This window comes from Specibacter sp. AOP5-B1-6, assembly GCF_052376555.1.
In the GTDB taxonomy this organism is placed as follows: domain Bacteria; phylum Actinomycetota; class Actinomycetes; order Actinomycetales; family Micrococcaceae; genus Specibacter.
Genome location: NZ_JBQSVT010000070.1, coordinates 1 through 9,451, shown reverse-complemented (window position 1 = coordinate 9,451; position 9,451 = coordinate 1). Strand labels below are relative to the sequence as shown.

General features: G+C 59.7%; 10 protein-coding genes. 7 read left to right on the top strand and 3 right to left on the bottom strand.

Annotation, left to right across the window (positions count from 1 at the left end; translation table 11 throughout):
• Positions 1-77: 77 nt before the first annotated feature.
• The 3 genes from ACT3TS_RS19140 to ACT3TS_RS19130 form a co-directional block, all read right to left on the bottom strand.
• Entirely contained in the window at positions 78-614 is a 537-nt protein-coding gene (locus ACT3TS_RS19140; RefSeq protein WP_444533123.1) for a hypothetical protein, read from the bottom strand.
• A 176-nt stretch (positions 615-790) separates the two neighbouring features.
• Entirely contained in the window at positions 791-1,102 is a 312-nt protein-coding gene (locus ACT3TS_RS19135; protein WP_444533122.1) for a hypothetical protein, read from the bottom strand.
• A gap of 73 nt (positions 1,103-1,175) precedes the next feature.
• Positions 1,176-1,979, bottom strand: a complete 804-nt coding sequence (locus tag ACT3TS_RS19130) for an IclR family transcriptional regulator (RefSeq protein WP_444533121.1) — start codon at positions 1,977-1,979, stop codon at positions 1,176-1,178.
• A gap of 59 nt (positions 1,980-2,038) precedes the next feature.
• On the opposite strand from ACT3TS_RS19130, the gene ACT3TS_RS19125 reads away from it, so the two are divergent.
• From ACT3TS_RS19125 to ACT3TS_RS19095, 7 genes are all read left to right on the top strand, one after another.
• Positions 2,039-3,052, top strand: coding sequence for a 2-dehydro-3-deoxygalactonokinase (locus ACT3TS_RS19125; protein WP_444533120.1), 1,014 nt, complete (start codon positions 2,039-2,041; stop codon positions 3,050-3,052).
• 9 nt (positions 3,053-3,061) lie between these two features.
• Positions 3,062-3,679: a 2-dehydro-3-deoxy-6-phosphogalactonate aldolase gene (locus ACT3TS_RS19120; RefSeq protein ID WP_444533119.1), complete on the top strand. Its 618-nt coding sequence runs from the start codon at positions 3,062-3,064 to the stop codon at positions 3,677-3,679.
• Between the two features lie 137 nt (positions 3,680-3,816).
• Positions 3,817-4,965 carry a galactonate dehydratase gene (gene dgoD / locus ACT3TS_RS19115; protein WP_444533118.1) on the top strand — a complete coding sequence of 383 codons (1,149 nt, stop codon included), beginning with the start codon at positions 3,817-3,819 and terminating at the stop codon, positions 4,963-4,965.
• Between the two features lie 78 nt (positions 4,966-5,043).
• Positions 5,044-6,402 carry an MFS transporter gene (locus ACT3TS_RS19110; RefSeq protein ID WP_444533117.1) on the top strand — a complete coding sequence of 453 codons (1,359 nt, stop codon included), beginning with the start codon at positions 5,044-5,046 and terminating at the stop codon, positions 6,400-6,402.
• Between the two features lie 74 nt (positions 6,403-6,476).
• A complete protein-coding gene (locus tag ACT3TS_RS19105) occupies positions 6,477-7,379 on the top strand; it encodes a 2-hydroxyacid dehydrogenase (protein WP_444533116.1) in 903 nt (300 codons plus the stop codon).
• Positions 7,380-7,460: 81 nt separating this feature from the next.
• Complete coding sequence (locus tag ACT3TS_RS19100) at positions 7,461-8,114, top strand: TY-Chap2 family putative peptide chaperone (RefSeq protein ID WP_444533115.1); 654 nt, start codon at positions 7,461-7,463, stop codon at positions 8,112-8,114.
• 193 nt (positions 8,115-8,307) lie between these two features.
• Positions 8,308-9,021, top strand: coding sequence for a DUF6308 family protein (locus ACT3TS_RS19095; protein ID WP_444533114.1), 714 nt, complete (start codon positions 8,308-8,310; stop codon positions 9,019-9,021).
• Positions 9,022-9,451: the final 430 nt, after the last annotated feature.

Here is a 9,451-nt window from a genome sequence, read left to right as displayed (position 1 = left end):
TCGGCCCCTCGCCCTGCCCAAAAACACCAAACCACCCAAATCTGGGAATCAGTCAGACCCAAGACCGGATCGGTGGATCAAGGCTTAGCGGTGATCTTCAATCCTCGCTGACCCAGTACCTGGATCCTGGTGGTTGCTGCTTCTGATTCCGGATCGCCGGCCTTGGCCGGCATGTGTACATCGACTGGCTCAATCGCAAAGTCGACCGTTTCGGGCACATTTTCAATGACCTGGTCACCGAGTGGCGTGCCGATAGTCATGGTGCGCCCCTCAATATTCCAAGTACCTTCCGCAGTGAACTCAGCGTCATCCCAGACGGCACTGTAGGTGCCGTCCTCGCGCACATCCAGCTGGATATCATCGATGGGCATATATGAGTTAGAAAGCTCAGGAAAATTGACCGAGGCCTCCACAAATTCATTCTGGGCGCGGCAATCCCACTTGCCTGGCAAGAACGCGGCGAAAGAGTTTGCAGCAACAGTCTCAACAACCTGGGCTGCCGGGGCCTCTTGAACCTTGGCATCTGCCTGCGGGCTCGCACCTTGCGAGCATCCTGCCAGTGCGAGAATTCCTGCCACAGCTGCCGCCATAATGTGTCGCTTCTTCAATTGCATCCCCATAGTTTTTATGCCCGAATCCCCTAGACTGAGTTCCAGGGGCAATGTGTGTTCCCATGCATAATAGCCCACCGAACACGCCTATCGATTCGCCACGACAAAGCCCGTCTCTCAGTGTGAGAGACGGGCTTTTTGCTGGGTGGTTAAAACGCCGGGAGTGCCTCGCGGGCCTCTCAACAGGACAGGCCGCCCACCCGGCCGGCCAGCGCCGAATCCTGGTTGCGCACGAGGTGCGCGACGGCGGCCCAGATGTACGCTGTTTCCTCGCACTCGTCGTCTTCATCAACTTCGCCCGGGCCAGTCATCTCGACCGCAATGTTCATCAACCACTGGGCGTCAGAGCGATAGGCATAGCTCGTCTTGAATTTGTAGGCTGCATAGCCAGCAGCCATCAGTTCTTCGGCGGTGTAGGTCTTGTTTGCGGCAGTTCCGGGGGTTTGGGTCTTGGTGTTCAAGCAGTCCTCCTGGACGGTCAACGGGGACATGATCGCCGGATTTTTCCGGCTTGTACTACCTCATGCATAGTCAATGGGATCCCCTTGCTCAGCACCCGAAGGATTAGCGTGCCGATCTATAGCCCATCTCACCCGAAATGGCTGCCGCAACCTGTTGGACCAGCGGGAGGAGCTCGCGCATGCGGTCCGCCGGCATGTAAGGGGCAGTCGCCGAAACACTAATGGCAGCCACAATGCCCCCCGAGGCGTCGCGGACTGGGGCCGCCACACAGCGGATTCCGGGCTCATTTTCCTCCATGTCGTAGGAGTATCCGCCCTTGCGGTAGTGATTCATGCGCGCGACGAAGTCCCCCTCGGCCGTAGCGCCCGCCTTACGGGCCGCGGGTGAGGCTGCCGTCATATCTACCGGGGCTTCCGCACGCCAACGCTCCACCCATCCAGCTGCATCGTCGTCCACCAAGAGCGCCTTACCGATTCCAGTGCGCGTCAGAGGCATACGCAGGCCGACTCGTGAACGCATCTCCGCGCCACGCTGGCCAGGGATCTTCATCAGGTAGAGCACCGCCCCGTACTCACGAACGGCCAAGTGTACGGTGTCTAGCACTCGGGCAGCGAGGCCCTCCAAATGCTGACCAGCGACCGTGGTCAACGGGTTGGAGGAGAGTGCGCCGAATCCAAGTTCGATCAGAGTGGGGCCCAGACCTAGCCCCACCGGCGTCTCTCGCAAGTAGCCCTCGCTCTTCAGCGCCTGCAGTAGGCGGTGCACCGTACTACGGGGCAGTCCCGTTGCACGCTGGAGCTCCGGAGCCTCCTTCAAGCCGTCAGCCACGAGGCGCACGAGTGACAAACCATTCAATAACGTCTGAGCACCCTTCGGCGCATCATTGGACCTCGTCGTCAATTCCATACGTCCCACTATATGGGTCACAGTTGAACAATGTGGGACGTGAGGCCTAGTTTCGTTACATGCATCACAACAATTCGCCTGGACAGCCTGCCCTCGTGGCCATCGACTGGGGCACTTCCTCCCTACGTGCATGGTCGCTCGATCACGAAGGCTCTGTTCTGTCTCTGACGACGTCCCGCGACGGCCTGCGTGCTGTCGGAGCCTTCGCCACGGCCTCGCGAATAGAAGCCGCACAGGCGTTCGCCCAGACCTTGGCCACGCTCTCCGACAGGCTGGGAGCGCCCGGAGTGCCCGCGCTGGCCTGTGGCATGGTGGGCGCTGACGGCGGCTGGACAACGGCTGGGCGTCTCGATCTTCCGATCCGAGCAACAGCTGGGGCCTTCGAGCCGACAACGGTTCCGGATGCATCTCCCACGGTCGACATCGTTCCCGGGTTAAGGACCGCCCCGGATGCGGCGGGCTCGTGTGATGTCCTCCGGGGTGAGGAGACGCAGGTAATCGGGGCTCTTGCCCGCCTAGGCGACCCCGCCAATGTAACCCTTATTCTTCCCGGAACGCACACCAAGTGGCTGCGCGTGGCGGACGGCGAGATCGTCGACTTTGCAACAGTCATGACTGGCGAGCTGCACGCGGCATTGTTGGACGCGACAATCCTGGGTGATCCGGCTCGGCGCGCCACTGCGTCTGGAGCACCCGACACGACGCCGAACACCGAAGCGTTCGACGCCGGCGTTGCACATTCGCTTTCCAACCCCGGTCAACCATTCGCCGCCCGCCTTTTCAGTGCCCGCACCCGATACCTCTCTGGCGAGCTCCCACCTGCCTACATCTCGTCTTACCTGTCTGGTCTGCTCATCGGCGACGAGACTGCCGCAATGCTCGCGGGCACCCTCGCTCCCGGCGCCCTGGTTGCCTTGTGCGCCGACGGCCCTCTGGGCGACCTTTACCAGCGGGCCCTGTCCACCCAGGGCATTCTGGTACCGCTTCTGGAGGACACCGCCCTCGACGGATTGCGCGTCGTAGCCCGCGCCTGGGGACTTCTCCCTACTGCCCCCTCCAGCACCTCCAATTAAGGACCTCTCATGTATTCCTCCCCCACTGGACTCATCGCCATCCTGCGCGGCCTCACCCCCGAGGAGGCCCCCGAAATCGGCCGCGCGCTTTATGGCGCCGGCATCCGCACCCTTGAGGTTCCTCTCAATTCCCCTGAGCCGCTCGAGTCCATCCGCTTATTGCGCGAGGATCTGCCTGACGATGCCCGTGTCGGCGCTGGTACGGTCCTGACCCGCGCGCAGGTGGCCGACGTGGCGGCGGCGGGCGGCCAACTGATCGTCTCCCCAAACGCCAACGCCGACGTCATCGCGGCCGCGACCACCCTGGGCCTGGCCAGCTACCCGGGTGTAGCCACTCCCACGGAGGCTTTCGCCGCGCTCCAGATCGGCGCAACCGCGCTGAAGATCTTCCCTTCAGAGACTGTGGGGATCACCGGGATGAAGGCCTGGTCTTCGGTCCTTCCCGCCGGAACGCAACTGCTACCCGTCGGCGGCGTCGACGACAAAACTCTTTCGTCATGGCTGCAGGCTGGCGCTGCAGGAGCGGGTATCGGTTCCTGGTTGTACAAACCGGGCCGCACCATCGAGGATGTTGCCTCGCGTGCTGCCTCGCTCGTGGCAGCGTGGAATTCTCACCAGGCCATGTAAGTCTCCGCCGCCGGTGCCGGCTATCTCCCACGTACGAATGACTAGCCCTGCGCTAGCTCACGCACGCCTGTCTGGCACGCAGTGTCGAGCATTGAACGCGTCATCCAAAACCCCGTCATTTGAAAGGCATTTCATCGATGAAGATCAAATCCATAACCACCTATGCCGTCCCTCCGCGTTGGCTCTTCGTGAAGGTGGAGACCGACACTGGCGTGGTCGGCTGGGGCGAGCCCGTGCTGGAGGGGCGTGCGGCTACTGTCGCGGCCGCCGTGGACGAGCTTGCCGACTACCTGATCGGCAAGGATCCGCGCCGCATCGAGGACCACTGGACGGTCATGTACCGCTCGGGTTTCTACCGCGGCGGCGGCATCCACATGTCCGCGTTGGCTGGGCTCGATCAGGCTTTGTGGGACATCAAGGGCAAGGCACTCGGCGTGCCCGTCCACGAGCTACTTGGCGGGCAGCTTCGAGATTCCATTAAGGTTTACTCGTGGATCGGCGGTGACCGGCCGGGAGAGACTGCCGCTCAGGCGCGAGACGCCGTCGAGCGAGGTTTCAGCGCCGTAAAGATGAACGGGCCGGAGGAAATGCAGTACATCGATACGTGGGACAAAGTCGAGCGTGTGGTGCACAACGTGTCCGAGATCCGTGAGGCGGTGGGGCCCAATATCGGCATCGGCGTCGACTTCCACGGGCGCGTACACCGTCCCATGGCTCGCGTGTTGCTCTCCGAACTGGAACAGTTCCACCTCATGTTCGTAGAGGAACCCGTCCTCTCCGAACACGTGGACGGCATCGCCGACGTGCTGCGCGCGTCCTCCACCCCGATCGCGCTAGGCGAACGTCTGTACTCGCGCTGGGACTTCCGCCACGTGTTGGAGAGCGGCGTCGTGGACATTATCCAGCCCGATTTGTCCCACGCCGGCGGCATCACGGAAGTCCGCAAAATTGCCGCCATGGCCGAGACATACGACGTCGCGTTGGCACCTCATTGCCCCTTGGGACCGATCGCTTTGGCCGCCTGCCTTGCGGTGGACGCAGTCAGCTACAACGCAGTGATCCAGGAGCAAAGCCTGGGGATTCACTACAACAAGTCCAACGACCTGCTCGATTACGTTACGGACCCGAGCGTGTTCGACTACGCGGACGGCATGGTCAAGATCCCATCGGGGCCCGGCCTAGGCGTTGACATCAATGAGGAATACGTCATCGAGCGGGCCGAGCAGGGTCACCGTTGGCGAAACCCGGTATGGCGTCACGCCGACGGCTCCTTCGCGGAGTGGTGATGACTTTCCCCGACCGTTTATGCCCTCACACAGTCCACCCCAAAAATATTTCATTCCCCTTCACAACGAGGTGACCCTATGAATGCAACACTCGCTCCGTCGATTCTTCGCAAATTGAACCTGAAGATCATCCCGCTGGTGATCATCTGCTACTTCATCGCCAATCTGGATAAGACAAACATCTCCATCGCGGCACTCCAAATGAACGCCGACCTAGGACTAACGGCCACCATGTACGGTGTCGGCGTCTCCGTTTTCTACATCACCTATCTAATTTTTGAGGTGCCCTCCAACCTCCTCATGACGAAGGTGGGGCCCCGCATCTGGATTGCCCGCATCATGATCTCCTGGGGCATCATCAGTTCCATGATGTTCATGGTTCAGCAGCCATGGCAGCTCTACACGCTGCGACTTCTCCTCGGTGCCGCCGAAGCTGGCTTCGCCCCGGGCATCATCTACTACCTCTCGCAATGGTTCCCGCAGGCCAACCGTGCCCGCGCAATGTCCTTCTTCTACATGGGTTCCGTTGGCGCCTCTGTGGTGGGTCTTCCTCTGGGCGGCCTGATTCTGAATATGCATGGCTTCTTGGGCATGACCGGCTGGCGCTGGCTGTTCCTGATCGAGGGCATCCCAGCCCTTATTCTGGGCGTCGTCATCCTCTTCGTGATGCGTGACACCCCGCACAAGGCGCCGTGGCTCTCGCGCGCCGAAGCTGACGACCTGGTCGCCGTCCTCGAGACCGAGCGTGGTACAGCCATCATCGGGGCCCACGTCCCCTGGTACAAGGCGATCGCCAACCGGACCGTCATCGGACTTTCCGCAGTCTGGCTGTTCCAAGCGTTTTGCACCATCGGCGCCACCCTTTTCATGCCGCTGATCCTCAAAGGGCTGGTCCCGAACTCCAGCAGCGTCATGGTCGGAGTACTGTCCGCAGTGCCGTTCCTGGTCGCCTGCATCTTCATGTACTTCAACGGCCGCAGCTCCGACCGAACCGGCGAGCGTTCCAAGCACCTCTCATTTCCGCTCATCGCGGCCGGCGTCTGCATGGCCTTGGCCCCGTACAGCCCGCCCGCGGTCGCCTATGTACTGCTTATTCTTGCGGTGGGCCTCACCTTCGCCCTAACTCCAGTGTTCTGGGCCGTGACGACAGAAAAGATCGTAGGCGTCGCAGCCGCAGCGTCCATCGCCGTCATCAATACCGTGGCCCAGTTTGCCGGCCTTGGCCTGCCGCCCGTCCTTGGCGCCATCAAAGACAGCACAGGAAACTACAACGGCGGCTTGCTCCTTATCGCTGTGGCGCTGATCGTCGGCGGTGTACTAGGGCGGCTAGTTACCCGCAATCACCGTTCGCACAATCACCCGACAGTCCCGTCAGCTGGGTCGGCTATTTCAGATTCACACGACAAAACAGCGACAGGCGAGGTGCCTACTCGATGACCCCCAGCACTGACTCCCAGCTCTTCACATCGAGGCGGAAGACGCCCCTTCTACAACACGCGCCCCTCCCGGACATGCTGATCAATGCGCTTGGTCAGCACCACGAGATCGTCGACTTCCACACCCTCTCTGCCGCAGATTTCACTGCGCGGGCAGCGGAGTTCGAAGTCTTGATGACCAATGGTGAGGACACCGTTACGCGCGAGCGGATCCAGTCGCTACCTTCGCTCGGGCTCATCGCCAACTTCGGAGTGGGCTATGACGGTATCGATCTGCAGGCAGCACGTGAGCATGGAGTGCAGGTAAGCAATACTCCGGACGTACTGACGGACGACGTAGCCGACCTGGCCATCGGTCTCTTGTTGGCGACCTCACGTCAGATCCCGGCAGCACAGCGCTTCCTAGAGTCCGGCGCGTGGGCTGGAGGCGGCTATACCTGGACAAGCAAGGTTTCCGGGTCGCAACTGGGCATCGTTGGCATGGGGCGAATCGGAGAAGCGATCGCACGAAGGGCTTCGGCATTCGACATGCCTGTCCGCTACTTCTCCCGCCATCCCAAGCAAGAGCTCCCCCATGACTTCGAACCATCATTAGTGAAACTTGCCACCTGGGCAGATACTCTCATTGTCTGTGTCCCCGGAGGGAAAGAAACCAAAAGGCTCATCAATGCTGTAATCCTACGAGCCCTCGGCCCACGTGGCCTCCTCATCAATGTCAGTCGCGGATCAGTCGTGGATGAATTGGAGCTCATTGAGGTGCTCCATGCTGGCGAGCTTGGAGGTGCAGGGCTCGATGTTTTCGCGGACGAGCCTCGGGTTCCCAAGGAGCTGCAGGGGCTCCCAAACGTAGTACTCACTCCACATATGGCTAGCGCGACGTTGCAAACGCGAGAAGCCATGTCACAGCTCGTCGTGGAAAACGTCAGGGCATTTGTAGCCGGCCGACGTCTTGCGACGCCTGTTGACCCATCACTCTGATAGGGGACGATCCAGACCCATAGACTAGCCAAACGTGACGCTTCTTAGTCATGAAGTAACCGCTATCTGAAAGCTGCCGTCGTGAAACTTGCGCCCGTTCCCTATCGCTACGTCAACGCCCTATCATGGCGTTTGGCCAGTGATTTATGTCGCCGCCACAATGAACTTTTCATCACGTTCCCTGGAGGCGGATCGGACGCGCATGCGGATGCGCTCATGGTTTCGACCGACAGGGACGTATGGTTTCAGATGCGCCGCCGCGGTGGCGGGGTTGCCACCCACGGGGAGAAACTTGAGATTATTGAATGGGCCGATGTTTTCGCTGCAGAGAATCCCCGAGAAATAGTTCGTCGAATGGAGGAGAGCTATGGCATAACGCCATCGAAGTCCTCAGCTCCTACCACGCCGCGCACCATGGGATACCGTGTGATATCGGCAGCGCTGGATGCAACCTTGAATGACACCCGCAGGTGGCGCGTCGACGCATCTTCATCTCCCGTATCCCTACAAGATGAGACGAACGGTATCGATCCCGTTGGCCCAATAAGCTTGGGATGGGTCCCAGGGCACACAAGATGGCACCTCCATTGCGATGACGATATGTTGGCCGTATTTGACTCATTCGGCCATGTGAAGACCGACCGCGGTATTACCAACCTCTTGGCTGCATACAAATCACTGAATCGTCGTGTTGGTGCTGTACTAAACGACGCACTCGGACACCGTCTACCCTGAGAGTCCAGCTGCTCACCTGAGCACTTCGGGACTGCCCCGGCTTTGCTTGACTACCTGACTTCTGCGAATCGGTTCCTTGCAGCAAGGATATTGATTATGCCTAGGGCTTTCCTTCCGAGTTCACTCTCGGATGCCGGCAGTCTCGTCCGGTACGGTTGACTGACCAGGACTTCAAAACTCTCTGGAGAATTCCATGCCCCATCAAGTCCAGTCAGATCCCGGTAGCAAGGTCTGGAGCTACCTCCAATCCGAATTGGGCACAAGATCCGCGACACCGTCGAACCTCGCTGTTGGGTACCTGCGGACATATCTCACCGGTGTGGAACCCGTAGTGCGTGGGGACTGGCCTGCCATCGGAAGGCGATTCGAGCATCTGGTATTGACTGGCACCGATCCCCACGTCATCACCGCCGAGGATCTACTATCTGTTTCATTCCTGTCCGTGAGCATCCCTCCCCGAGCAGCCTGGGCGATTCTCACCACCCAACGTGCTGCGATCACTGAGAAGTTGGAACAAATCCCCGAAGAAGTGTCCATTGAACACACCAATTGCACCCTAGCTATGTTCGAAGCTGATTCTCCGCTGCAAGAACTATGGGATCTCCTGCGACGAGATGAGAACGGAAAACTATGGGGCATGGGTGCAACCAAGGTCAGCAAGGTGTTGGCGCGCAAACGCCCTCATCTGGTTCCTATCCAGGACCGCGTAGTCGTGGCCGAACTGGACGCCACAGACGCGGGTTACTGGACCATGTGGTGGAAAGCCATGCACCTGCGTGAAAACGGCAAATCCCTCGTTGCAGATTTTGCCCATGAGTTGCGCGACCGCGTCCCCGAAGCCGGGAAGCTCAGCCTCCTGCGAACATTGGACATAGCCATTTGGATGCACGGGACCCACCGTGGATAGCCCCTTATCTACGCCGAGCTGTCTCCGTTCGGTACACGCCGAGCAACGCGACCCCATGACAGAGTGGAATTCAGTGGGCCGGGAACTCTGTGACATTCGAACCGAAACAGCCCACGCTGACCGCCCATAATTATGAGCGCACCGAACTAGCAATGAAAACTATCGCCGCAGGTCAAAGCATGTTGAGTACTCAAAATCCATCGTCAGTTATCAACGTTTATGAACCCCGCTGTCGTCTCGATCGTTAATTTCGACTTGCCAATGGTCGTTCCTGGCCTTTGTTGGTTCGAAAGGCGCGCAACAATGGATGGTACTGAAGAGTCGGCAATTATCGCCCAATTTAATGAGTTTCTAATGAGTCGGTTACATTCATCCACTGTTTCAGACCAATGCATAACCATCCCAAAATATTCGATGCCGCATCGTTGAC